At 57.8% G+C, this 22,422-nt stretch carries 23 protein-coding genes, 4 tRNA genes and 1 riboswitch; of the genes, 18 read left to right on the forward strand and 9 right to left on the reverse strand.

The features are described 5' to 3' along the window. The first annotated feature begins 48 nt into the window (after positions 1-48). Genes astB through astE form a run of 3 tightly spaced genes read left to right on the forward strand, consistent with a single transcriptional unit; the run spans position 49 to position 2,724 of the window. Entirely contained in the window at positions 49-1,395 is a 1,347-nt protein-coding gene (gene astB / locus ACYZTU_RS08365) for an N-succinylarginine dihydrolase (protein ID WP_449643409.1), read from the forward strand. Between the two features lie 18 nt (positions 1,396-1,413). Beyond that, a complete protein-coding gene (locus ACYZTU_RS08370) occupies positions 1,414-1,701 on the forward strand; it encodes a hypothetical protein (RefSeq protein WP_033056735.1) in 288 nt (95 codons plus the stop codon). Between the two features lie 12 nt (positions 1,702-1,713). Beyond that, positions 1,714-2,724, forward strand: a complete 1,011-nt coding sequence (gene astE / locus ACYZTU_RS08375) for a succinylglutamate desuccinylase (RefSeq protein WP_449643408.1) — start codon at positions 1,714-1,716, stop codon at positions 2,722-2,724. 140 nt (positions 2,725-2,864) lie between these two features. Here the strand turns inward: astE and ACYZTU_RS08380 are convergent, their stop codons facing one another. Continuing rightward, positions 2,865-3,374: a 6,7-dimethyl-8-ribityllumazine synthase gene (locus tag ACYZTU_RS08380; RefSeq protein WP_007943897.1), complete on the reverse strand. Its 510-nt coding sequence runs from the start codon at positions 3,372-3,374 to the stop codon at positions 2,865-2,867. 102 nt (positions 3,375-3,476) lie between these two features. After that, positions 3,477-3,647: riboswitch (FMN riboswitch) on the reverse strand. A 197-nt stretch (positions 3,648-3,844) separates the two neighbouring features. Here ACYZTU_RS08380 and ltaE point away from each other — a divergent pair. The 7 genes from ltaE (at position 3,845) to ACYZTU_RS08415 (ending at position 9,804) form a co-directional block, all read left to right on the forward strand. Further along, positions 3,845-4,849, forward strand: a complete 1,005-nt coding sequence (ltaE, locus tag ACYZTU_RS08385; protein WP_461969347.1) for a low-specificity L-threonine aldolase — start codon at positions 3,845-3,847, stop codon at positions 4,847-4,849. Between the two features lie 145 nt (positions 4,850-4,994). Beyond that, positions 4,995-7,613, forward strand: coding sequence for an alanine--tRNA ligase (gene alaS / locus ACYZTU_RS08390; protein ID WP_461969349.1), 2,619 nt, complete (start codon positions 4,995-4,997; stop codon positions 7,611-7,613). A gap of 91 nt (positions 7,614-7,704) precedes the next feature. Next, positions 7,705-8,946 carry an aspartate kinase gene (locus ACYZTU_RS08395; protein WP_461969350.1) on the forward strand — a complete coding sequence of 414 codons (1,242 nt, stop codon included), beginning with the start codon at positions 7,705-7,707 and terminating at the stop codon, positions 8,944-8,946. A gap of 184 nt (positions 8,947-9,130) precedes the next feature. Continuing rightward, on the forward strand, positions 9,131-9,319 hold the full coding sequence (gene csrA, locus ACYZTU_RS08400) for a carbon storage regulator CsrA (protein WP_002554426.1): 189 nt from the start codon (positions 9,131-9,133) through the stop codon (positions 9,317-9,319). 62 nt (positions 9,320-9,381) lie between these two features. Continuing rightward, positions 9,382-9,472 (forward strand) — tRNA-Ser (locus tag ACYZTU_RS08405). A 107-nt stretch (positions 9,473-9,579) separates the two neighbouring features. Continuing rightward, positions 9,580-9,656 (forward strand) — tRNA-Arg (locus ACYZTU_RS08410). 71 nt (positions 9,657-9,727) lie between these two features. Beyond that, positions 9,728-9,804 (forward strand) — tRNA-Arg (locus ACYZTU_RS08415). Positions 9,805-9,823: 19 nt separating this feature from the next. On the opposite strand, the gene ACYZTU_RS08420 is transcribed toward ACYZTU_RS08415, so the two are convergent. Continuing rightward, positions 9,824-10,339, reverse strand: a complete 516-nt coding sequence (locus tag ACYZTU_RS08420) for a cell envelope protein SmpA (RefSeq protein ID WP_461969352.1) — start codon at positions 10,337-10,339, stop codon at positions 9,824-9,826. 320 nt (positions 10,340-10,659) lie between these two features. Between ACYZTU_RS08420 and mgtE the strand changes: the two genes are divergently transcribed. Continuing rightward, complete coding sequence (gene mgtE, locus ACYZTU_RS08425; protein ID WP_461969354.1) at positions 10,660-12,102, forward strand: magnesium transporter; 1,443 nt, start codon at positions 10,660-10,662, stop codon at positions 12,100-12,102. A gap of 102 nt (positions 12,103-12,204) precedes the next feature. Here the strand turns inward: mgtE and ACYZTU_RS08430 are convergent, their stop codons facing one another. Further along, entirely contained in the window at positions 12,205-12,531 is a 327-nt protein-coding gene (locus tag ACYZTU_RS08430) for an Arc family DNA-binding protein (RefSeq protein ID WP_028620557.1), read from the reverse strand. Positions 12,532-12,641: 110 nt separating this feature from the next. Here ACYZTU_RS08430 and ACYZTU_RS08435 point away from each other — a divergent pair, with 110 nt between their 5' ends. Both ACYZTU_RS08435 and phnN read left to right on the forward strand, forming a co-directional pair. After that, a complete protein-coding gene (locus tag ACYZTU_RS08435; protein ID WP_461969356.1) occupies positions 12,642-12,797 on the forward strand; it encodes a hypothetical protein in 156 nt (51 codons plus the stop codon). 121 nt (positions 12,798-12,918) lie between these two features. Continuing rightward, positions 12,919-13,491 carry a phosphonate metabolism protein/1,5-bisphosphokinase (PRPP-forming) PhnN gene (gene phnN / locus ACYZTU_RS08440; protein WP_461969358.1) on the forward strand — a complete coding sequence of 191 codons (573 nt, stop codon included), beginning with the start codon at positions 12,919-12,921 and terminating at the stop codon, positions 13,489-13,491. On the opposite strand, the gene ACYZTU_RS08445 is transcribed toward phnN, so the two are convergent. Together ACYZTU_RS08445 and ACYZTU_RS08450 are read right to left on the reverse strand one after the other, a co-directional pair. Then, a complete protein-coding gene (locus ACYZTU_RS08445) occupies positions 13,466-13,645 on the reverse strand; it encodes a PA3371 family protein (protein ID WP_461969360.1) in 180 nt (59 codons plus the stop codon). The two genes, phnN and ACYZTU_RS08445, sit on opposite strands and share 26 nt — an antisense overlap. A 22-nt stretch (positions 13,646-13,667) precedes the next feature. After that, a complete protein-coding gene (locus tag ACYZTU_RS08450; RefSeq protein WP_461969362.1) occupies positions 13,668-13,901 on the reverse strand; it encodes a hypothetical protein in 234 nt (77 codons plus the stop codon). Between the two features lie 292 nt (positions 13,902-14,193). On the opposite strand from ACYZTU_RS08450, the gene ACYZTU_RS08455 reads away from it, so the two are divergent. The 5 genes from ACYZTU_RS08455 (at position 14,194) to ACYZTU_RS08475 (ending at position 19,699) form a co-directional block, all read left to right on the forward strand. Further along, positions 14,194-14,270 (forward strand) — tRNA-Arg (locus ACYZTU_RS08455). Between the two features lie 251 nt (positions 14,271-14,521). Next, complete coding sequence (locus ACYZTU_RS08460) at positions 14,522-16,126, forward strand: response regulator (RefSeq protein WP_461969364.1); 1,605 nt, start codon at positions 14,522-14,524, stop codon at positions 16,124-16,126. Beyond that, positions 16,123-16,815 carry a sensor histidine kinase gene (locus ACYZTU_RS08465; protein WP_461969366.1) on the forward strand — a complete coding sequence of 231 codons (693 nt, stop codon included), beginning with the start codon at positions 16,123-16,125 and terminating at the stop codon, positions 16,813-16,815. Before ACYZTU_RS08460 ends, ACYZTU_RS08465 begins: the two co-directional genes overlap by 4 nt. A gap of 201 nt (positions 16,816-17,016) precedes the next feature. Then, a complete protein-coding gene (locus ACYZTU_RS08470) occupies positions 17,017-18,258 on the forward strand; it encodes a glutamine synthetase family protein (protein WP_461970990.1) in 1,242 nt (413 codons plus the stop codon). 70 nt (positions 18,259-18,328) lie between these two features. Further along, a complete protein-coding gene (locus ACYZTU_RS08475; protein ID WP_461969368.1) occupies positions 18,329-19,699 on the forward strand; it encodes an MFS transporter in 1,371 nt (456 codons plus the stop codon). 61 nt (positions 19,700-19,760) lie between these two features. Here the strand turns inward: ACYZTU_RS08475 and ACYZTU_RS08480 are convergent, their stop codons facing one another. From ACYZTU_RS08480 to flgA, 4 genes are all read right to left on the reverse strand, one after another. Continuing rightward, positions 19,761-20,507 (reverse strand): flagellar brake protein, encoded by a 747-nt coding sequence (locus ACYZTU_RS08480; RefSeq protein WP_461969370.1) that lies wholly within the window; start codon positions 20,505-20,507, stop codon positions 19,761-19,763. A gap of 93 nt (positions 20,508-20,600) precedes the next feature. Continuing rightward, positions 20,601-21,068 carry a flagella synthesis protein FlgN gene (locus ACYZTU_RS08485; RefSeq protein WP_449643384.1) on the reverse strand — a complete coding sequence of 156 codons (468 nt, stop codon included), beginning with the start codon at positions 21,066-21,068 and terminating at the stop codon, positions 20,601-20,603. Between the two features lie 48 nt (positions 21,069-21,116). Beyond that, positions 21,117-21,443, reverse strand: coding sequence for a flagellar biosynthesis anti-sigma factor FlgM (flgM, locus tag ACYZTU_RS08490; RefSeq protein WP_129437605.1), 327 nt, complete (start codon positions 21,441-21,443; stop codon positions 21,117-21,119). A gap of 150 nt (positions 21,444-21,593) precedes the next feature. Further along, on the reverse strand, positions 21,594-22,355 hold the full coding sequence (flgA, locus tag ACYZTU_RS08495; RefSeq protein WP_461969372.1) for a flagellar basal body P-ring formation chaperone FlgA: 762 nt from the start codon (positions 22,353-22,355) through the stop codon (positions 21,594-21,596). Positions 22,356-22,422: the final 67 nt, after the last annotated feature.

A 22,422-nucleotide genomic window follows, 5' to 3' on the forward strand; every position in this document is an offset into this window, starting at 1 on the left:
AACAGTTACCAGATGCCTATAACAACAGATTCTCGTGGAGCCTCGCTGATGAAATCCTATGAAGTCAATTTTGACGGTCTAGTGGGGCCGACCCATAACTACGGCGGCCTGTCCTACGGTAATGTCGCGTCCCAGAGCAACAGCCAGCAGTCTTCGAACCCGAAGGAAGCCGCGCTGCAAGGCCTGGCGAAAATGAAATCGCTGATGGAAATGGGCTTTCAGCAGGGCGTGCTGGCACCACAGGAGCGCCCGGACGTGGCAGCCCTGCGTCGCTTGGGTTTCAGCGGCACCGACGCTCAGGTGATCGAGCAAGCTGCCAAAGAAGCCATGCCGCTGCTGGTTGCCAGTTGCTCTGCATCGAGCATGTGGGTGGCCAACGCCGCCACCGTCAGCCCGAGCGCCGACACCGCGGATGGCCGGGTGCATTTCACTGCGGCTAACCTGAACTGCAAATATCACCGCAGCATCGAACACCCGACCACCAGTCGCGTGCTGGGGGCTATGTTCGCTGACCAGAAGCACTTCGCACACCACGCCGCATTGCCAGCCGTGGCGCAGTTCGGGGACGAAGGTGCAGCCAACCACACCCGTTTCTGCCGTGAGTACGGCAAAGCTGGCGTCGAGTTCTTCGTGTTCGGTCGCAGTGCGTTCGACACCCGTTACCCGGCGCCGCAGAAATACCCGGCCCGCCAGACCCTCGAAGCCTCCCAGGCGGTTGCCCGCCTGCACGGCTTGAGCGATGACGGCGTGGTCTACGCCCAGCAGAACCCTTCGGTGATCGATCAGGGCGTGTTCCACAACGATGTGATCGCGGTGGGTAATGGCGAGGTGCTGTTCTATCACGAGGATGCGTTCCTCGACACCGAGCAGATGCTCGCTGAATTGCAAAGCAAACTCGCCAAAGTCGGTGGGAAATTTCAGTCGATCTGCGTACCGCGCTCCGCAGTAACTGTCGAAGACGCCGTTCGTTCCTACCTGTTCAATAGCCAACTGCTGTCGCGTCCTGACGGCTCGATGCTGTTGATCGTGCCGGAAGAATGCCGTGGCAACGCGCGTGTCTGGCAGTACCTGCAAGGTTTGACCAGCTCCGGTGGCCTGATTCGCGAAGTGAAAGTGTTCGATTTGAAGCAGAGCATGCAGAACGGTGGTGGCCCCGCTTGCCTGCGACTGCGCGTCGCGCTCAACGAAACCGAACTGGCGGCCGTCAACCCAGGGGTTATCATGACGGCACCGTTGTACGGCACGCTGACCGAATGGGTCGACAAGCACTACCGCGACCGCATGACCGAAAACGATCTCGCGGACCCGCAATTGCTGCTTGAGTGCCGGACGGCACTGGATGAACTGACGCAAATCCTTAAACTGGGTGCGGTTTATCCATTCCAGATTAATTGAAAGTCGAGAGCGTAAAACATGAGCGATACCCTGCAGCTGATCCTTGAAGACACCGACGGCACGCAACTGGAAACCTCCTGCACCCGCGTCGCGGTCATGTGGCAAGGCAAAGAGCTGTGGATTCAGCAGGACGGCCGCGGCCAGCTGCTGATCGGCGTGGACGTCGAAGAAGGTGACGCCGAATACGCAAACCTGCTGCTGCGCCCATTGGCAACTAATCTGGTAAGTCTGCAACTGGAAATGGAGCCGGCTGAAGTCGGTGACGAAGACCACGTGCACGGCCCGGATTGCGCGCACGACCACTAAGGAAACCGCTCTATGCTCGCCCTCGGCAAACTGCTTGAACTGACCCTCGCCGGCCGCGAACCGGCGGAGAAGACTCAACTGACTGTCGAAGGCGTGCGGATGCGCTGGTTGAGCGAAGGTGCGCTGGAAGTCCGGCCACCTGAAGCGCGCGACAACGGCCTGGACCTGCTGCTATCAGCCGGCATCCACGGCAACGAAACAGCGCCGATCGAGTTGCTCGATCGCCTCTTGCATGACCTCGCCCGTGGCGATTTGAAACCGCGCGCACGTATTCTGTTCCTGTTTGGCAACCCGGAAGCGATTCGCAAAGGCGAGCGTTTCATCGAGCAGGACGTCAACCGGCTGTTCAACGGCCGTCACGAACAAAGCAGCGGCTCCGAAGCCCTGCGCGCTTGTGAGCTGGAGCGGCTGGCGGCGAGCTTCTTCAGCTTGCCGGACCGTAATCGTCTGCACTACGACCTGCACACGGCAATTCGCGGTTCGAAAATCGAGCAGTTCGCACTGTATCCCTGGAAAGAAGGCCGTCAGCATTCACGCCTGGAACTGGCGCGACTGCGTGCAGCCGGCATGGAAGCGGTGCTGCTGCAGAACAAGCCGTCCATTGTTTTCAGCTCCTACACCTACGACAAGCTCGGTGCGGAGTCTTTCACCCTCGAGCTGGGTAAGGCGCGGCCCTTCGGGCAGAACGACGGGGTCAACGTCGATCTGCTGGAAACCCGCCTCAAACAGATTATCGAAGGCAGCGAGCCGGCCCAGACCGAAGAGGCGCTGGACGGATTGCAGCTGTTTAGCGTGGCGCGAGAAATCATCAAGCACAGCGATAGCTTCCGTCTGAACCTGCCAGTAGACATCGAGAACTTTTCGGAGTTGGAAGTGGGCTATTTGCTGGCCGAAGACATCGCCCAAACACGGTGGATCATAGAGGAGGAGGGGGCCCGGATCATCTTCCCGAACCCCAAGGTCAAGAACGGCCTGCGCGCCGGGATCCTGATTGTGCCGACTACCGACGAAAACCTCGCATAACTTCGCGCAATGATCGTTCCCACGTCGAGGCGTCGAACCGTCCGCGTGGGAATGCCTCAATGGACGCTCTGCGTCCGCTGTTGGGGACGCGGAGCGTCCCGGGCTGCATTCCCACGCAGAGCGTGGGAACGATCATCAACCTAGACGGCTACCGCGCGCGGTTCACTGCGACGCAAAGCACGCATCTTATGCAGCGTATCCGCGCACGTCTTCGCCGCTTCCTGGCCTTTATGCACGAAATGCTCAAAGAAGAACTTCTGATGTTCTTCACCCGCATGGAAGTGGTGCGGGGTCAAAACCACCGAGAACACCGGCACTTCGGTTTCCAGCTGGACCTGCATCAGGCCGCTGATCACCGATTGGGCGACGAATTCGTGGCGATAGATCCCGCCGTCGACCACCAGGCCTGCCGCGACGATGCCGGCATAACGACCGGACTTGGCCAGCAGCTTGGCGTGCAGCGGAATTTCAAAGGCGCCGCCGACTTCGAAGAAGTCGATCTCTGACTCCTGATAACCCTGAGCAATCATTTCGGCCACAAAGCCCTTACGGCTCTGATCGACGATTTCTTTGTGCCAGCAGGCCTGGATGAACGCAACGCGCTCGCCCTGATGGTTTTTGCTTTTGCTATCGATTGCGGTGGGTTGCATGTTCTGACTCCTGTTTATGTAAAAAACAGGGCAAATGAATCGAATGGGATTTAAGGGTACGCACGCTCGCACGAATGCCTGCGGACGGCCCTTTGGCGCCAATCCCGTTCTCTCTTCATCCGGACTATGACCGTCGGCCCCGGGATCACACCGGGTCTGCTGACCTTGCCGCCATCACAGCCATTGCCGTGCCTGTCGCCAAGCGCTCGCGGGCTATGCGCATTGCGCGCAATTACCGCCGGTGGGGAGTTGCACCCCGCCCTGAGAACGTTTTTGCCGCCAGACTGTCTGGCGGCAAAGCGTTTTTAACACATATTTCTCCCCTGTGCATTGTTGCTATCTGGTGTTTGCTATCGACTTTTTCGTCGGTTCAAGAAGTCTTTTGCTACTCAAGGGTTGATTATTCGTCGGCATGACCGCAGTAATTCCTACCTGAAAGGGATTTTCCCCTGCAAACCGAGGCCACATTCATGAGCGTTATCGATCTTCGCAGCGACACCGTCACCCAACCGACCGCAGGGATGCTCGACGCGATGGCCGCAGCAGCCACCGGTGATGACGTTTACGGAGAAGATCCGACGGTCAATCGTCTCGAAGCCGAGCTTGCAGAACGGCTGGGTTTTGCGGCGGCGCTGTTTGTTCCGACGGGCACCATGAGCAATCTGCTGGGCTTGATGGCCCATTGCGAACGCGGTGACGAGTACATCGTCGGCCAGCAGGCTCACACTTATAAGTATGAAGGTGGTGGTGCAGCGGTGCTCGGTTCGATCCAGCCGCAACCACTGGAAGTGCAGGCAGATGGTTCGCTGGACTTGGCGCACGTCGCGGCCGCGATCAAGCCGGATGACTTCCATTTCGCCCGCACCCGTTTGCTGGCGCTGGAAAACACCATGCAGGGCAAAGTCCTGCCGCTGGAGTATTTGGCCCGGGCCCGCAGTTTCACCCGTGAGCACAGGCTGGCGCTGCACCTTGACGGCGCGCGGCTGTACAACGCGGCGGTCAAGCTGGGTGTCGATGCTCGAGAGATCACCCAGTATTTCGATTCGGTCTCGGTCTGTCTGTCCAAGGGCCTGGGCGCGCCGATCGGTTCGGTGCTGTGCGGTTCGGCCGAGTTGATCGGCAAGGCGCGGCGTCTGCGCAAGATGGTCGGCGGCGGTATGCGCCAGGCCGGAATTCTGGCGGCAGCCGGCTTGTATGCTTTGGAAAACAACGTTCTGCGTCTGGCCGACGACCACGCCAATGCCCAATGGCTGGCCGAAGGCCTGCGAGCCGCGGGTTACGAGGTCGAGCCGGTGCAGACCAACATGGTTTACGTGAAGATGGGCGACAAGGCCGAGGCCATCAAGGCATTTGCCGCGGATCGCGGAATCAAGCTCAGCGCTGCCGGGCGCCTGCGCATGGTCACGCACATGGACGTCAGTCGCGCTCAAATCGAGCAGGTCGTCGCGACATTCGTCGAGTTTTCGCGCAACTGATAGCGTTAGCCGTCCAATTGACCGTTTCTATCGTATAAACACGCTGTACCCCACGCGCAGGGCCGATATAATGCGGCCCTTTGCCGTTGCTTCGTCTGTTGACGTTCGCACAGGCCTTTGGCCGCAGCCTCCGTGGAAGAACCTAATGAAAAGCGCAGAAATCCGTGAAGCCTTCCTTCGCTTCTTCGAAGAGCAAGGCCACACCCGTGTAGCCTCCAGCTCTTTGATTCCGGGCAACGACCCAACCCTGCTGTTCACTAACGCGGGGATGAACCAGTTCAAGGACTGCTTCCTGGGCCAGGAAAAGCGCGCGTACACCCGTGCGACAAGCAGCCAGAAATGCGTGCGTGCCGGTGGCAAGAACAGTGACTTGGAAAACGTCGGCTATACCGCTCGTCACCACACGTTTTTCGAAATGCTGGGTAACTTCAGCTTCGGCGATTATTTCAAGCACGACGCGATCACCTACGCCTGGACCTTCCTGACCGGTGTCCTGAAACTGCCCAAGGAAAAACTCTGGGTAACGGTCTATGCCTCGGATGACGAGGCCTATGACATCTGGACCAAAGAAATCGGTGTGCCGGTCGAGCGCATGATTCGCATCGGCGACAACAAGGGCGCGCCGTACGCGTCCGACAACTTCTGGACCATGGGCGATACCGGCCCGTGCGGCCCTTGCACCGAGATTTTCTACGATCACGGCGACCACATTTGGGGCGGCCCACCGGGTTCGCCGGAAGAAGATGGCGACCGTTACATCGAGATCTGGAACAACGTGTTCATGCAGTTCAACCGTACCGCCGACGGCGTGTTGCATCCGCTGCCAGCGCCGTCGGTAGACACCGGCATGGGCCTGGAGCGGATCAGTGCGGTGATGCAGCATGTTCACTCCAACTATGAAGTCGATCTGTTCAAAAACCTGCTGAGCGCTTCGGCCAAGGCGATTGGCTGCAGCAACGACGACCAGTCTTCGCTCAAGGTTGTCTCCGACCACATCCGTTCGTGCGGTTTCCTGATTGCCGACGGCGTATTGCCGTCCAACGAAGGCCGCGGCTATGTACTGCGCCGGATCATTCGTCGTGCGTGCCGTCACGGTAACAAGCTGGGCGCGACCGGTAGCTTCTTCTACAAGATCGTCGCGGCGCTGGTTGCCGAGATGGGCGAAGCGTTCCCGGAACTCAAGCAGCAACAGGCCAATATCGAGCGCGTGCTCAAGGCCGAAGAAGAGCAGTTCTCCAAGACCCTGGAGCACGGCCTGAAGATTCTCGAGCAGGATCTGCTGGAACTTAAAGGCACCGTGGTGCCGGGCGACGTGGTGTTCAAGCTGTATGACACCTACGGTTTCCCGATGGACTTGACCGCTGACATCGCTCGCGAACGCAACCTGACGGTCGACGAAGGCGGCTTCGAGCGCGAAATGGAAGCCCAGCGTGTGCGGGCGCGTTCGGCCAGCTCGTTCGGCCTGGACTACAACACGCTGGTCAAGGTTGACGTGGCGACCGAGTTCACCGGCTACAAGGCCACCAGCGGTTCGGCCAAAATTGTCGCTATCTATAAAGAAGGCCGGTCGGTCGACGTATTAAGTGAAGGCGAAGAGGGCGTGATTGTTCTCAATCAGACGCCGTTCTACGCTGAGTCCGGCGGCCAAATTGGTGACTGCGGTTTCCTTCAGGTCGGCAATGCGCGCTTTGATGTACGCGATACCACCAAAACGGGTGGCGCCTTCTTGCATCACGGCGTGCTGGCGTCGGGCAGCCTGACCATCGGCGCACCGGTAGAAACTCATGTTGATGCTGAAGTGCGTCACGCGACTTCGTTGAACCACTCGGCGACTCACTTGCTGCATGCGGCATTGCGTCAGGTGCTGGGCGAGCACGTTCAGCAGAAAGGCTCGTTGGTCGACAGTCAGCGCCTGCGCTTTGACTTCAGCCACTTCGAAGCCATCAAGCCTGAACAGTTGAAGGCGCTGGAAGACATCGTCAACGCCGAGATTCGCAGGAACTCCGAAGTTGAAACCGAAGAAACCGATATCGAAACCGCCAAGCAGAAGGGCGCCATGGCGCTGTTCGGCGAGAAGTACGGCGACAGCGTGCGCGTACTGAGCATGGGCAGTGATTTCTCCGTCGAGCTGTGCGGTGGTATCCACGCCAGCCGTACCGGCGACATCGGTCTGCTGAAAATCATCAGTGAAGGCGGTGTGGCTTCCGGCGTGCGTCGTATCGAAGCGGTCACCGGCGCCGCGGCGCTGGCATACTTGAACGCGGCTGAAGAACAACTCAAGGAAGCGGCCAACCTGGTCAAGGGTAGCCGCGACAACCTGATCGACAAGCTGTCGGCTGTGCTGGAGCGCAACCGTCTGTTGGAAAAGCAGCTCGAGCAGTTGCAGGCCAAGGCTGCCAGCGCGGCGGGCGACGATCTGTCGGCTTGCGCCCTGGACGTCAAAGGCGTGAAAGTGCTGGCCGTGCGTCTGGACGGTCAGGACGGCAAGGCGCTGCTGGCGCTGGTCGATCAACTGAAAAACAAACTCGGCCGCGCAGTGATCCTGCTCGGCAGTGTCCATGAGGAAAAGGTCGTTCTGGTTGCAGGTGTAACCAAAGACCTGACTGGCCAACTCAAAGCCGGTGATTTGATGAAGCAAGCCGCTGCGGCAGTGGGCGGGAAGGGCGGTGGTCGTCCAGACATGGCGCAGGGCGGTGGTGTAGACGCTGGCGCACTGGATGCGGCATTGGCCCTGACTGTTCCATTTGTAGAGCAGGGTTTATAAGGCAGTGTGTCCGGCCCGCAGTCTAGTGGCGGGCCTTATCGCTGTTTGAGTGATTATTTGGGCGCCCTTCATGGGCAGAGGCGGCTTTGAAATGGCTTTGATCGTACAGAAATTTGGAGGCACCTCGGTCGGCACTGTCGAGAGAATCGAGCAGGTCGCCGACAAGGTTAAGAAATTCCGCGAGGCCGGCGATGACCTGGTGATTGTGCTGTCTGCAATGAGCGGCGAAACCAACCGTCTGATCGATCTGGCCAAGCAAATCAGTGGCGACGGCCAACCGGTTCCTCGTGAGCTGGATGTGATCGTCTCCACCGGTGAGCAGGTGACGATTGCGCTGTTGGCCATGGCGCTGATCAAGCGCGGCGTGCCTGCGGTGTCTTACACAGGCAGTCAGGTGCGGATTCTGACGGACAGCGCTCACAACAAAGCGCGTATCTTGCAGATTGATGAACAGAAGATTCGGGGTGACCTGAAGGCCGGTCGTGTGGTCGTTGTCGCCGGTTTCCAGGGCGTCGACGAACACGGCAACATCACCACCCTCGGTCGTGGCGGTTCCGACACCACCGGTGTGGCACTGGCGGCAGCCTTGAAGGCTGACGAATGCCAGATCTACACCGATGTCGACGGCGTCTATACCACCGACCCGCGTGTGGTGTCCGTGGCTCAGCGCCTGGACAAGATTACCTTCGAAGAGATGCTGGAAATGGCCAGCCTCGGTTCCAAGGTGTTGCAGATCCGTGCGGTGGAATTCGCCGGTAAGTACAACGTTCCGCTGCGCGTACTGCACAGCTTCAAGGAGGGTCCGGGTACCCTCATTACTATTGATGAAGAGGAAACCATGGAACAGCCGATCATTTCCGGCATCGCTTTCAACCGCGATGAAGCCAAGCTGACCATCCGTGGCGTGCCAGACACCCCGGGCGTTGCATTCAAGATTCTCGGCCCGATCAGCGGCGCGAACATCGAAGTCGACATGATCGTGCAGAACGTTGCGCACGATAACACCACCGACTTCACCTTCACCGTGCACCGCAATGACTTCCAGGCAGCGCAAACCGTGCTGGAAAACACCGCTCGCGAGATCGGAGCCCGTGAAGTCGTTGGCGATATCAAGATAGCCAAGGTGTCGATCGTCGGTGTCGGCATGCGCTCCCACGCGGGCGTGGCCAGCCGCATGTTCGAATCCCTGGCCAAGGAAAGCATCAACATCCAGATGATCTCCACCTCGGAGATCAAAGTCTCCGTAGTGATCGAAGAGAAGTATCTGGAACTGGCTGTGCGCGCTCTGCACACGGCTTTCGAACTGGACGCGCCGGCCCGTCAGGGCGAGTGATGCGTTTGCCGAAGGGCGCGGTCTGACCGCGCCCTTTGTTTTTTGAATGGTGCGACCCGAAGCTGTTCTTTTGCTCGCGCTAGTCAATACTCAGGCATGTAAGGCTGCGATCGCTCCGGTTGTAGGTCGAGTGCCTTTTTTTGCAGACTGTTGTCCCTGAAATGAAATGCGTGAGGAGAAAGGTATGCTGATTCTGACTCGTCGGTGCGCAGAAAGCCTGATTATAGGTGATGGCGAAATCACCGTGACCGTGCTCGGCGTCAAAGGAAATCAAGTGCGTATCGGTGTCAACGCCCCGAAAGAGGTTGCTGTCCACCGTGAAGAAATTTACCTGCGTATTAAGAAAGAGAAGGACGAAGAACCAAGCCATTAATTTTTATCGTTTTTTATGTTTGCAAACGGGGAAGAAGCTGGTTAACATACGCCCCGTGTTGCGGAGAGCTGGCCGAGTGGCCGAAGGCGCTCCCCTGCTAAGGGAGTACACCTCAAAAGGGTGTCGGGGGTTCGAATCCCCCGTTCTCCGCCATTATTTGCGTAGTACGTTGTAATCTAGCTTATTCGGTAAGTGTTTGAAATTACTAGAAAAAGTGCTTTACATAGAGATTAAACGGCCTATAATGCGCGGCAACAAATGCACTCGTAGCTCAGCTGGATAGAGTACTCGGCTACGAACCGAGCGGTCACAGGTTCGAATCCTGTCGAGTGCACCATTTAAAAGTTGTTTGCAGTAATGTGAATGACTTGGCTTCAACCAGTTGTGATCTGGTATAAAAACACAAATGCACTCGTAGCTCAGCTGGATAGAGTACTCGGCTACGAACCGAGCGGTCACAGGTTCGAATCCTGTCGAGTGCACCAAACACCAAAAAGCCCGCGTTTAACGCGGGCTTTTTGCCGTCTGGGATTTGGCTTTTCCTTTGGTGCATCCTTTCTCATCGAACTCGACGTGTGCGCTACGACCTCGCTTGGTGTCGTAACGGTAGCTCGTCGCTGAATTGCGAATACTGATCTTGTCTGGCTTGCCAAGGGCGCTCTCGACGTCCTGCTGACTCATGCCGGCGACAACCCGCTGATTGATGATGGCTTCGCGGCGTTCCCTGGCGCTGATCAGGTTTCCACATTTGTCCTCGGTCCGGCCGACGACAGTCGGATCTCTCCTTTTGATTTTCATGCCTGATGTTTCACGAATCTCTTCCGGCATGAGAGCGGTCGTGCTGCCTGGCGTGAAGGTGCGCACATCCTGAAGCGAAAGGCTGTCTCCGGCCGCACAGCTCAGCGTAGTGAAGGTAATGCGCCCGTTGGCCGCTTCGCAGCGGTGAACGGTCGTGGCCAGCGCCCTGGGCGACGGGCAGAGCAGGGCGATCAATAAAAAATAATGTGCATTCGATGGCATTAAACGTCCTCCGTGACGGTCCATCTCAAGGGTAGTCGCTACATTTTTCGGCTGTGGTGTGTTTTCTTTTCAGGATGAGTCGTCGCAATTTGACGGATCAGGACAGCGCTCAAGTTTGTCTTGCAACCGCTTGTTTCAGCCACGATTTTTTAACGATTAAAACCGTCGGGCGGTGTATCATTGCGCCCGTCAGCCCCGCCGGGGCTTGTGGAATACCTCCATGGACTTACCCAGTAGTTACTCAGTATCCCTTTTTTCCAATCATGAATTGACTGATTGATCCTTCCGGCGTGCCCCGCTGCTGGGAGTGGAGTTCGCCTATGTCTGAAGTTGAAGTAAAGAAAATGCAGGAAAGCTTGCAGGACCGCCTCGCTCAAGTTGTTGAGCTGCTGCAGCGTCAGCGGCTGGTCGAAGACCTGACTCATCGCCAGGAAGGTCCGCATCACGACCGGGTCGAAAACCTGGTTCACCGGCAAAACCTCGTCGAGTTGCAACGCAAGCTCGATGATTTGCACTCCGCCGACGTCGCCTACATCCTTGAAGCCTTGCCGCTGGACGATCGTCTGATGCTCTGGCAATTGGTCAAGGCCGATCGCGACGGCGACATTCTGCTCGAAGTATCCGATTCGGTTCGTGAAACGCTCATCGCCGACATGGACGATCACGAGCTCCTGGCTGCGGCCAAGGACATGGACGCCGATGAACTTGCTGACCTGGCCTCCGAGCTGCCGCGAGACGTCGTCCACGAGCTGATGGAAACCCTCGATGGTCAACAGCGTGAGCGCGTACGCTCTGCGTTGTCCTACGATGAGGAACAGGTCGGTGCGCTGATGGACTTCGAGATGGTGACGATCCGTGAGGACGTCAGTCTCGAAGTGGTTTTGCGTTACCTGCGCCGCCTCAAGGAGCTGCCGAGCCACACGGACAAATTGTTCGTGGTCGATTACGACGGTGTCCTCAAGGGCGTTTTGCCAATCAAGCGTTTGCTGGTAAACGACCCGGAAAAACAGGTTTCTGAAGTCATGGCCAGCGACCCGGTGAGTTTTCACCCGGACGAAGACGCCTATGACGCTGCTCAGGCGTTCGAACGTTACGACTTGATCTCGGCGCCTGTGGTCGACAAGAACGGCAAGCTGATCGGCCGTCTGACCATCGATGAAATGGTCGACCTGATTCGTGAAGAGAGCGAAAACGAAGTTCTCAACATGGCGGGTCTGCGCGAAGAAGAAGATATTTTTGCGTCAGTCTGGAAATCCCTGCGTAACCGTTGGGCCTGGTTGGCCGTGAACCTGATCACCGCGTTTATCGCATCCCGGGTGATCGGTCTTTTCGAAGGCTCCATCGAGAAACTGGTGGCGCTGGCGGCATTGATGCCGATCGTGGCCGGTATCGGTGGCAACTCGGGTAACCAGACGATCACCATGATTGTTCGGGCCATGGCGCTGGATCAGGTCAGCACCGGCAATACTTCGCGCCTGATGCGCAAGGAATTGGCGGTAGGTCTGATCAATGGCCTGGTCTGGGGCGGTGTGATCGGCTTGGTCGCCTACCTCCTGTATGGCAGTTGGTCTCTGGGTGTGGTGATGACGGCCGCCATGACGCTTAACCTGTTGCTGGCGGCATTGGCGGGTGTGTTGATTCCCATGACCCTGGCGCGGCTGGGGCGCGATCCTGCGATGGGCGCCAGTGTGATGATCACCGCCATGACGGACAGTGGCGGATTCTTCATCTTTCTCGGGCTGGCGACAATCTTCCTGCTCTGACGTGCTGACGTAAAAAAACCCGCCAATCGGCGGGTTTTTTTATGCCCGAATTTCAGGCAAAAAAAAGCCAGCGATTAAGCTGGCTTGGGCGTTCAGAATGAATCAGGAAGCGTCTGCGGCCAGTTCGGCATCATGCGCAATCAGCGAGACAAGAGCGTTCTGCTGACGGTGGGAGAGTTGGCGGAAGCGTTGCAGCAGTTCGCGTTCGTGCAATGACAGCTCCGGGCTGTCCAAACGCATGCTCAACTCTTCGCCCAGCGCGCCTTCCTGTATAAGGCTCTGCTCAAGGCGCGCGATGATTTCGGAGTTCATGCTGCGATGATGATTGCGAGCCACCTCGGCAATGCGTTCACGCATTCCGTCTGGCAGACGTACGACGAACTTGTCAGCCGTACGGCTGGAATAAATTGCCTGTTTCAATGGGCGCATATATTTAACCGGTTAGTTCAGGGGAGCGGTTCTCGGGATTGGCCGCAGGATGTCTTTTAGGACAAGCGGTCTGGCCAAATGTTCAACCTGAATTGATAGAGGCTCGCATCATGCCTCAAAGCAGCCAGTTCATTGGCGTCAATTCTGTGACAAATATTGAACTGGATAAAGGCGTTATGCCAGCACCAGTTATCAGAAATGCGGACTGGTTTGAAAAGTTTGCTCCAGGCCGTTTGACTGACCACATCCTCCTGGTCGACAGGTGATGTCCGAAGACGCCTGAAGGTGCATGCTGTGCGGATTCGATCAGTGTTCCTTACTTTGTACAGGATAGTGGCATATGGCCGATTTACTAGGGGCAGACATGCGGTGGGAGGCTATTTCAGGATGGATGGCAGGCTGATTTACTTGATGGGGCCTTCTGGGGCCGGCAAGGACAGCCTTATCGAAGCCGCTCGAGAGCCTTTGCAGACCCTCAATTGTGAAGTGGTGCGTCGGTTCATTACGCGGTCGGCCGAATCAGTGGGTGAGGATGCGATCGGAGTTTCCCGGGAAGTGTTCGAGCGACACAGAGTCGAGGGCGATTTCGCGCTGTGCTGGAACGCCAATGGCCTGGATTACGGTATTCCGATCGAAATAAATCACTGGCTCAATGACGGCCGACATGTCCTCGTCAACGGCTCCCGCGGCCATCTGGCTGAGGCGCTGCACCGGTATCCAACGCTGTTGCCGGTTCTGTTGACGGTCAAGGATCAAGTCCTGCGAGAACGACTGTTGCGCCGTGGTCGCGAGGGTCTTGAGGAGATTGAGGCAAGGCTGCACCGCAATGGGTTATTCACGGCAGAGTGTTCATTCGGTGGCGCTCAGATCCATCGACTCGACAATTCAGGCGAACTGTCCATCACTGTCGTCAATCTGCTGAACCTGTTGAAGGTTAACGCAGTACCGGATCGAACTTGATCTTGCGCCCGGCAATCAGCGCCAGCACAAATAGCGCACCGAATACGCCGCAGGCGATCAGGGGCAAGGTAACGACCCTGTCCTGGACCACTGATAGATGAAGAATGCCGCTCAGTAAGGCGAGGATGAAAAATCCAGCGGCTGATTTGGACATGCGGTGCTCCTGATGGGGTGATTCAAAAAACCAAGCGTTCGGAAGACTGAGCTGGCAGCAGGATGCCTTCCTGGCTCACCTCTTGGCTGACAAAGCTGCGCGCATCGCTCATAACCGCCAATTGAGGCGTCTTTTGCAGTTGAAGGTAATGAGGCACGCGATGGGCAACTGGCTCAGCACCGCTCTCGGGGACAAATGGAAAGCCCAACAGAATCGCCAGGGCGATCGCATTCGAGAGTAAAAGGGCGCTGTTCATGAGGCTGGCCTCCGTTGTTCTGTGAGAACAGTTCAAGCAGCCTGCATGCCAAGAGTCTAACGGCAATTAAACTCTTTAAAAACAATGAATTAAGCTATTTGTGCGTGGTGCTTGCATTGCATTTTGCAATGATGACTTTTTGCGGTGATGCAAATTGCACGGTAAACAAAGCTACGCCTCGGTAAGGCGTGTGCCTACACTTAAAAAGCCCAAGGACGACATGACAAACGCAGTCCTGCCCGTTAACATGCACGCCGTCCATCGCACCGCGTTTTCTTCGTGGTCGACCAGTGTCTCAGTAGCTCAATTGGATAGAGCATCCCCCTCCTAAGGGGAAGGTTGGCAGTTCGAACCTGCCCTGGGACACCATATTTTTGAAAGCCCCACTCAGAGTGATCTGGTGGGGCTTTTTTGTGGCTGCTGCGCTGGTAAAGGGGCTAAAAAGCTTTCAGCCCCAAATAAATGCAGCGCCCTTTCTTCAAGAGAACTGTTGATCCGGCCGATAACCCAAACGGTTACTTCAGACTCGCACGAAATCGTTTGATAGCGTTTGCCTCCAGCTCATCTGCGCGCCTGAAAATTCCCACGGTTCGTCCTCTTCAATTGCCTGGAAATCTTCGATGCTGTCGTATCACCAAAAGCGTTTTTTGATCGTCGATGATTTCTCGGATTTCCGCAGTTCCGTCAGGTCCATGCTGCGCGAGCTGGGCGTCAAGGATGTCGACACCGCAGACACCGGTGAACAGGCGCTGCGTATGTGTTCGCAGAAGGCCTACGATTTCATCCTGCAGGACTTTCACCTGGGCGATGGCAAGAAGAACGGTCAGCAGGTGCTTGAAGACCTGATGATCGAGAAGCTGATCAGTCATGAAGCCGTGTTTGTCATGGTCACCGCCGAGACCAGTCAGGCGATGGTGCTCAGTGCGTTGGAACACGAACCCGATGCGTACCTGACCAAACCGTTCAACCGTTCCGGCCTGGCTCAACGTCTGGAGCGGCTGGAGCAGCGCAAGACGTTGCTCAAGCCGATCCTGCAAGCCCTTGACCGGGGCAAACCGGTTGAAGTGCTGAATGCTTGCATCGCCTTGTGCAAGCAAGACATCCGCTACTCGCCGTTGTGCCTGCGCTATCGCGCCGATGCCCTGCGCGACCTGAATCAGAACGAAGCGCTGGAGCGTCTCTACGACAGCATCATTGCTGATCGGCCTTTGCCGTGGGCGTTTGCCGGTCTGGGCAAATTGCTGTTCAAGCGCGGCCAGGTCGTTCAGGCCAAGGGCGTCTACGAAAAAGCCCTGAAAGTGTTCCCGATGATGCCGGCGCTCTACGACGGCATGGCCGATGTGCTGGTCGCTGAAGGAGACACCAAGGCTGCCCAGAACGTATTGGAGGAGGCGATTCGACTGTCGCCGCTGGCGGTGCGCCGGCAAGCGCTGCTGGGAAAGTTGGCAATGGCCAACGAAGATTTTGACACCGCCTCCAAAGCCTATCGTCAGGCGGTGGCGCAGGGCGCGCAGTCACGTTTCAAGGATGCGGAGAGCAACTTGGGTCTGGCCCACGCCTTGATCAGCAAAGGCAGCGAAAAAGGCCTGGATAACCGGACCCGGCTGGAAATCAACACGACGCTGAGTGCGGTGGCAAAGGAAAACCCTACCGATCCAGGTCTGCAGATTCGTGCGCGGCTGATGAAAGCCACCAGCATGCTGCTTAACGATGCCGAAACCGCCGAGAAGCTCACCGAGCAGGCAATGATGCGCCTTGATGGCATGGAGCAGTTCATGAGCGCCGAAGCGGCGCTGCTGGTGGCCAAGCAACTGCAGATGCTCGGGCAGGCCAGCGCCGGAGCCTCGATGCTGAAAAACTGCGCGGAAATCTACGGCGACGACCCGACGGTGATGAAGGGCATCGCCAAGCTGACCGACGATCCGAGCATTCTCAATTCCGGCAACGCCGCTGCCGACCTCAACCGTCAGGGCGTGCGGGTATACAAGACCGGCAACCTGGTGGAAGCGCGGCAGGTGTTCCGCAAAGCCCTGGCGATGCAGCCGAAAAACATCAGTATCGCGCTGAACATGGCGCAGTCGCTGCTGCACGGCACCGACACCACTGTGCCTTCGGCGGAGCTGGAGGAATGTCGGGCCTGCCTGAAAATGGTCGGCCTGATGCCTGACACCGATGCGCGTTATTCCCGTTATCAGAAGCTGCGAAGCAAGGCGTTTGACGAATGAACGACAGCGAACAGGCACTCGATTTTTCCACGGTGATTGCCTCCACCGTGCACGACATGAAGAACTCCCTGGCCATGTTGATGCAGGCCCACAGCCAATGGTTGGCGCGCTTGCCGGATCCGCAGCAGCACACCCCGGAACAGGGCGTGATCGAATTCGAGTTCGCGCATCTCAATGGCATGCTGGTGCAGTTGCTGGGGCTGTACAAACTCGGCGTCAACCAGATGCCATTGCAGCCGGCCTACCATGAGCTGGATGACTTCATCGAAGCGCAATTGGCAGCGCACCAAGAAGTGTTCGCCAGTCGCGGCATTATGGCGACCTATGAAGTGGACCCGTTGAGCCCGCTGGGCTTCTTCGACCGGGAGCTGATTGCGTCGGTGCTGGCCAATAGCATCAACAACGCCATTCGTTACGCCCGCCACGCGGTGTTGATCAGCGTCAGCGATGAAGCCGGGCAATTGGTGCTGACCGTCAACGACGATGGCGAGGGTTATCCTCCCGAGATGATCGAGCGTCAGGCCGATTACGTGCAGGGCATCAACCAGAGCAGCGGAAGCACTGGCCTGGGCCTGTACTTTGCCGGGCGGATTGCCGCACTTCATCAGCGCAATGGCGTGGGCGGACGCACCGACATCAGCAATGGCGGCCCGCTGGGTGGCGCAGTGTTCAACCTCTATCTGCCCTGACCGGTTTCTTTTTGTTGGCCGCTGCTTGATATTCCGAACAGGCGGAGCCTATTTTGTACGGGTCGCCGTTCGCGGCTTGCATACAAAAAGGATTGCGTCATGACAACCGATGGCCATTGTTCACTCGCGGAGCGATTGACGGGCATTGATGAGATTGAATGTGTCACGCCGGACTTGAATGGCGTACCCCGTGGCAAGGTAATGACCGCCGAAGGCTTTCTTGAAGGGCGGCGTTTGCAGATGGCGCGGGGGGTGCTGCTGCAATGCATCATGGGCGGATATCCGCCAGCGCGCTTTTACGGCAGCGATGATGGCGACCTGGCGCTGGTGCCCGATCCCGCACAGATCCATCGCTTGCCTTGGAGCACACAGCCGCGAGCTCTGGCCATTTGCGATGCGGATGAGCTGACCGGCGAAAGCTCGTCTCTGTCCACCCGTGGTCAACTCAAGGCCGTAATCGCGCGTTATGCGGCCTTCGGCCTGGCGCCGGTAGTTGCAACCGAGCTGGAATTCTTTGTCTTTGCGCCCAACACCGACCCCACTCAACCGTTTCAGCCGCCGCTGGGTCTGGACGGTCGTCGCGAGGACGGTCTTTCGGCGTTCAGTGTCAGTTCCAATAACGGCTTGCGGCCGTTCTTCAGTGAGGTCTACGCATGCATGGCGGCGCTGGGCTTGCCGCGCGATACCTTCATGCATGAAATGGGCGTCAGCCAGTTTGAGATCAACCTGCTGCACGGCGACCCGCTGCTGTTGGCCGACCAGACCTTCCTGTTCAAGCATCTGCTTAAAGAAGTCGCGCTCAAGCATGGCCTGACAGTAGTCTGCATGGCCAAGCCGCTGGCGCACACGCCGGGCAGTTCGATGCATATTCACCAGAGCATTGTCGAGATCGGCAGCGGGCGTAACGTGTTCAGTGATAAGGCCGGTGAGCCGACCGCGACCTTCCGTCATTTCATCGCGGGTCAGCAGGTCTGCATGGCGGATTTCACGGCGTTGTTCGCGCCGAACGTGAACTCTTATCAGCGCTTGTGCCATCCCTTCGCATCGCCGAATAATGCCTGCTGGTCCCACGACAACCGTGCGGCCGGTTTGCGTATTCCGGCCAGTTCGCCCGCCGCTCGGCGGGTCGAAAACCGCTTGCCAGGGGCCGATGCAAATCCGTATTTGGCGATCGCCGCCAGTCTTGCCGCAGGGTTGTATGGCATTGAACACAAACTGGAGCCAAGCGAGGCGATCCAGGGTGAATTTGAAGTGCCGGATAATCTTTCGTTGCCGTGTACCTTGCATGCCGCTATTGAGCGTCTGAAACGTAGTCAATTGGCGAAGGAACTGTTTGGCAAGGAGTTCATCGAAGGCTACGTCGCTTCGAAGACTATGGAGTTGACCAGCTTCTTTGATGAAATTACTCCCTGGGAGCGCCGTGTCCTGGCCGCTCAGGCCTGACGTTACATCGTCTTCGGGCTATCTTTTCGGGTAGCCCGATTCTCACTGCAAGGAGCCGCTCGGAACGCCGATGCGCCAAATCTGGAAACCCTTTCGAGCGCTTTATTTTGCCTCGCTGATGATGTTGATCGGCTCTGGCCTGTTGAGTACTTACCTGGCCTTGCGCCTGGCCGCCGACCGCGTCGACAGCCTGTGGGTCGGTGCGTTGATGGCGGCCAACTATTTCGGCCTGGTGCTGGGTGGCAAGATCGGCCATCGGCTGATTGCCCGGGTCGGGCATATTCGAGCCTATTCAGCCTGCGCCGGGATTGTCGGCGCGGCGGTGCTGGGCCATGGCCTGGTGGACTGGTTGCCTGCCTGGATCTTCCTGCGGGTAATTGTCGGCCTCGGGATGATGTGCCAGTACATGGTCATCGAAAGCTGGCTCAATGAGCAGGCCGAAGCCAAGCAACGTGGCATCGTTTTCAGCGGCTACATGATCGCCTCGTATCTGGGGCTGGTGTTGGGTCAACTGATCCTGGTCATGCACCCGGCGCTGGGCTTGGAGCTGTTGATGTTGGTCGCTCTTTGCTTTGCCCTGTGTCTGGTGCCGGTGGCCTTGACCCAGCGGATTCACCCGGCGGCGTTGCACCCCGCGCCGATGGAGCCGCGGTTTTTTATCAAGCGCGTGCCGCAATCGTTGAGCACGGTGCTTGGGGCAGGGCTGATCGTCGGTTCGTTCTACGGCCTGGCGCCGCTGTACGCCTCGCAGCAAGGTTTGTCCACGGAGCAGGTCGGTCTGTTCATGGGTAGCTGCATTTTCGCCGGTCTGGTGGTGCAGTGGCCGCTGGGTTGGCTGTCCGATCGTTATGACCGGGCACTGTTGATCCGCTGTTTTGCATTCAGCCTGGCGCTGGCTGCATTGCCACTGGCGATCATCAAGCAAGTGCCGTTGGAGGTGCTGTTTATAGCCGGGTTTGTATGTTCGTTGGTGCAGTTCTGCCTGTATCCATTAGCAGTGGCGTTTTCCAACGACCACGTCGAGGGTGATCGGCGGGTGTCCCTGACGGCGATGTTGCTGGTGACCTATGGTGTGGGCGCGAGCATCGGGCCGTTGGTGGCTGGGGTACTGATGAAAATGTTCGGCAGCCACATGCTCTATGCCTTCTTCAGCTTCTTCGCGTTGGTGCTGGTGTGGCGGATTCGCCCGAAAGCGGTAACCAACCTGCATCAGGTGGACGATGCACCGCTGCATCACGTCGCCATGCCGGACAGCATGTCGAGTTCGCCACTGGTGGCGTGCCTGGACCCGCGTGTCGATGAGCAGGTGGTGCAGGAGCAGATGCACAACCCGATCAACCCGGAGCCAGAGCCGGAACCCGAGCCCGAGCCCGAAACGGAACCACCTCCAGAAGACCCTGACGCAGGGCGCGAGCAAAGTTTCACCGAGGCCAGGCCTTAAAATGCATAAAAAAACGGGCAGTCACCGCAAGGGACTGCCCGTTTTCTATTGATGCGTCGTCTTACATGTCGTCTTTGTCGAAGCGCCGCGCTTCGCGCTGAAGCTGATAGACGAACCGCTCGACTTGACGCTGCACCAGCCCGCTCATGTTGTGAAAGCGTACGCCGGCGAAGGTGATGGAGATCCTTTCTTCGAAGTGCAGGTAACGCAATTCGACCGGTGCCGTCATGTTGCCAAAGGGCAGGGCGGCGATGAAGCGGTCGTAGACCTGACCCAGTTGCAGGCTGCCCGTGATGTCGCCTTCGAAGCGCAACTTGCAGCCGGTGGCCGAGATGTCCAGGAGCTTGCCACTGATCGGCGACTTGAGTTTTTCACCACCCAGATCGACGTTGACCAGTTGTGCCAGCTTCAGTGCAGCACGGAATGCATTTCGGCGCTGATGGTAAACCACCTCGCAGGGCAGTGCGCCACGATAGCAGCGACCGCCACCGGATTCGTCGATGGTCAACGGGCCGTTGCTTTCCCAAGCAATACGCACGCCGTCGTGAAAGCCTTCGACCTTGAACGGTTCGCCGGCCAGCAGGAAACGTTCACCGTCGCGGGGAATCATTTCGTCCAGGGCCATCATGTTGCTGTCACGGTCAATGTCCACCAGGTAACTCTGGAAGCGCTGGCTGCGCTCATGGAACGTGATGATCAGCGGATCATGGCTGTCTTGCAGCTGACGCAGGTTGCCGGAGATCTCCAGGGGCGTGGTGAGCACCTTGGGTGGCTGCGGAGCATCTTCCGCGCATAAGGCATTGAACACGGTTCATCAATCTCCAGACAAAATATGACTATGGCTGGCCATCATTTTGCCAGCATGTTTCGCGTCTTGATAGTGCGCGCTTTTTCAGCAGGTTCAAGCCTGACTGAGCGCGCGCGGCTTCGCAAGCATGGAGGTTGATCCGCGTGCATCATAGAGCGCTGGCGGCTCGCCGCCGTTGAGGATTTTCAGCTGATTGGCTGTCGCGGCCTGTTGCACCAGAATCGACTGGCCATTCTTGATATTGGCCGCCTGGCATTGCGCCAGAAGATCGGTCAGCACATCGCTCTGCTCCAGTAACTGATCGCCAATGCTCGAATGGCTGGCGAGTTGCTCCAAGCCGTTGCGGTTGGTCGGCAGATTGAGGCTGGCGAGGATTTCACTGCGCTTGCGGCCATGCTGATCGAGCAAAATGATCAATGCCTGTTTCTGCGCCAGAATCTCTTCGAGCAGTGGCATATCACGACCGTGCAAGGCGAGGGACTCGGTTTGCAGTAACTCCAGCAAATGCTGTGCTGGAGCAAAATCGTCAGTGATCAGTTGCAGTAAATTAGAGTCGTGCATGGCTGGCCTTGGGTTTTAAGCGTCCAAAAGCCTGGCGCGGGCCTTGGCCTAGCGCTGGGCTTCGAAGTTGAGCAGTTTGCTGGCTACACGGTTGCTGTCGACTTTGTAGCTGCCATCGGCAATCGCTGCTTTCAACTCGGCCACGCGGGCGTTGTCGACGGCAGGCTGATCGCGCAGCTTGTCAGTGACCTTCTGCAACTGTTGCGCCTCATTGCTGAGATGTACCGATTCCCCGCTTTTGACGGTACTGGCCTGTTCGGCCGGGGTATTCAGCGGCGCGGATTTGCCGGCTTCGGCGGTTTCCTTTGCTGCGCTGGTACGTGTACTACCGGTAAGTGATGAGGAACTGTTCAAACGGCTGAAATCGATGACCATGACAAAAAACCTCTGGGTATTTGGACGCTTGCCATGTTTTCGGCCATACCCGGAAAAACTTTAGGCCCATTTATCAATGAGCTTGCGCGCGTCAGCGCTTGCCCTGCATAGGGCACAGTCTAGGGAACAGTCGAGCGGCGCGCCAGTGTTCTACATGGCCACTTCCACCTGGCCGGGCGCGGTAACTTGCGCCTTGATCACCCGTTGGGAGTTGAGGTTTTTCACTCGAATCTGTTCGCGCAAGCCGCCGTTGGACAGCGCTTCACCCGGCATGCGCACGCTGAGCGTACCGCTGCGGGCGGTTATCACCACTTGATCGCCCTTGCTGATGACTTCTGCCTGCTCCATGTGTACCAGGGTCATGACCTGATCGGCGACCATTGGTCGGGTAAGTTTCTGCCCGATCGCCTGGTCGACAGAAGTCAGGTAACCCTGGTTGATCAGGCTGATGTCACGCTCGCGCAAGGTCACATCTTCGGGCTCGACAATACCGGCGCGTCGCAGCGGGCGGGTGGTGATCACAATGTCGCGAAAAAGGCGCACTTGAGCGGGTACGAACACCGTCCAGGGCGACGCGCCCTCGCAGCGAACCTTGACGGTAACGCGGCCCAGCGGCGTGGCCGGACTTTCCAGAGTGGCTGTCAATTCCTTGTCGCACATAGGCATGCGCAGACGTGGGTCGAGCTGGTTGACCTGGATTTCGTAGCGGCCTTCCGTTTGACTGGTCGCCAGATAGTCTTCTACGGTGAATTCAAGAAAGCCTTGGGTGACGCCGATAAGTATGTCAGGCAAGGTAACCGCGTCAGCAAGGGCAGGGCTGCCAGCGTTGAACAGGCAAACGGCCGACATCGCGCACATTAATGTGCGGGCATTTGATGTCAGGCGTCGGAAAAATGTCGGTTCTGTGTTCATAAGAGTTAAAAAGCAAGCGCCGTGCCGTTTAGTGATGAACGCGCGTCGCAACACACTTAAGCGTTGG

Source organism: Pseudomonas sp. HLT2-19-2 (assembly GCF_054898005.1).

Excerpts from the sequence above, each read along its gene's own strand:
- ACYZTU_RS08450 (WP_461969362.1), bottom strand. The coding sequence starts at position 13,901 with ATGAACAGCGCCCTTTTACTCTCGAATGCGATCGCCCTGGCGATTCTG.
- ACYZTU_RS08465 (WP_461969366.1), top strand. The coding sequence starts at position 16,123 with ATGAACGACAGCGAACAGGCACTCGATTTTTCCACGGTGATTGCCTCC.
- ACYZTU_RS08485 (WP_449643384.1), bottom strand. The coding sequence starts at position 21,068 with ATGCACGACTCTAATTTACTGCAACTGATCACTGACGATTTTGCTCCA.
- ACYZTU_RS08470 (WP_461970990.1), top strand. The coding sequence starts at position 17,017 with ATGACCGCCGAAGGCTTTCTTGAAGGGCGGCGTTTGCAGATGGCGCGG.
- astE (WP_449643408.1), top strand. The coding sequence starts at position 1,714 with ATGCTCGCCCTCGGCAAACTGCTTGAACTGACCCTCGCCGGCCGCGAA.
- ACYZTU_RS08460 (WP_461969364.1), top strand. The coding sequence starts at position 14,522 with ATGCTGTCGTATCACCAAAAGCGTTTTTTGATCGTCGATGATTTCTCG.
- ACYZTU_RS08430 (WP_028620557.1), bottom strand. The coding sequence starts at position 12,531 with ATGCGCCCATTGAAACAGGCAATTTATTCCAGCCGTACGGCTGACAAG.
- ACYZTU_RS08435 (WP_461969356.1), top strand. The coding sequence starts at position 12,642 with ATGCCTCAAAGCAGCCAGTTCATTGGCGTCAATTCTGTGACAAATATT.
- flgA (WP_461969372.1), bottom strand. The coding sequence starts at position 22,355 with ATGAACACAGAACCGACATTTTTCCGACGCCTGACATCAAATGCCCGC.
- ltaE (WP_461969347.1), top strand. The coding sequence starts at position 3,845 with ATGAGCGTTATCGATCTTCGCAGCGACACCGTCACCCAACCGACCGCA.
- csrA (WP_002554426.1), top strand. The coding sequence starts at position 9,131 with ATGCTGATTCTGACTCGTCGGTGCGCAGAAAGCCTGATTATAGGTGAT.
- ACYZTU_RS08395 (WP_461969350.1), top strand. The coding sequence starts at position 7,705 with ATGGCTTTGATCGTACAGAAATTTGGAGGCACCTCGGTCGGCACTGTC.
- astB (WP_449643409.1), top strand. The coding sequence starts at position 49 with ATGAAATCCTATGAAGTCAATTTTGACGGTCTAGTGGGGCCGACCCAT.
- ACYZTU_RS08445 (WP_461969360.1), bottom strand. The coding sequence starts at position 13,645 with ATGTCCAAATCAGCCGCTGGATTTTTCATCCTCGCCTTACTGAGCGGC.
- flgM (WP_129437605.1), bottom strand. The coding sequence starts at position 21,443 with ATGGTCATCGATTTCAGCCGTTTGAACAGTTCCTCATCACTTACCGGT.
- alaS (WP_461969349.1), top strand. The coding sequence starts at position 4,995 with ATGAAAAGCGCAGAAATCCGTGAAGCCTTCCTTCGCTTCTTCGAAGAG.
- ACYZTU_RS08380 (WP_007943897.1), bottom strand. The coding sequence starts at position 3,374 with ATGCAACCCACCGCAATCGATAGCAAAAGCAAAAACCATCAGGGCGAG.
- ACYZTU_RS08420 (WP_461969352.1), bottom strand. The coding sequence starts at position 10,339 with ATGCCATCGAATGCACATTATTTTTTATTGATCGCCCTGCTCTGCCCG.
- ACYZTU_RS08475 (WP_461969368.1), top strand. The coding sequence starts at position 18,329 with ATGCGCCAAATCTGGAAACCCTTTCGAGCGCTTTATTTTGCCTCGCTG.
- phnN (WP_461969358.1), top strand. The coding sequence starts at position 12,919 with ATGGATGGCAGGCTGATTTACTTGATGGGGCCTTCTGGGGCCGGCAAG.
- ACYZTU_RS08370 (WP_033056735.1), top strand. The coding sequence starts at position 1,414 with ATGAGCGATACCCTGCAGCTGATCCTTGAAGACACCGACGGCACGCAA.
- mgtE (WP_461969354.1), top strand. The coding sequence starts at position 10,660 with ATGTCTGAAGTTGAAGTAAAGAAAATGCAGGAAAGCTTGCAGGACCGC.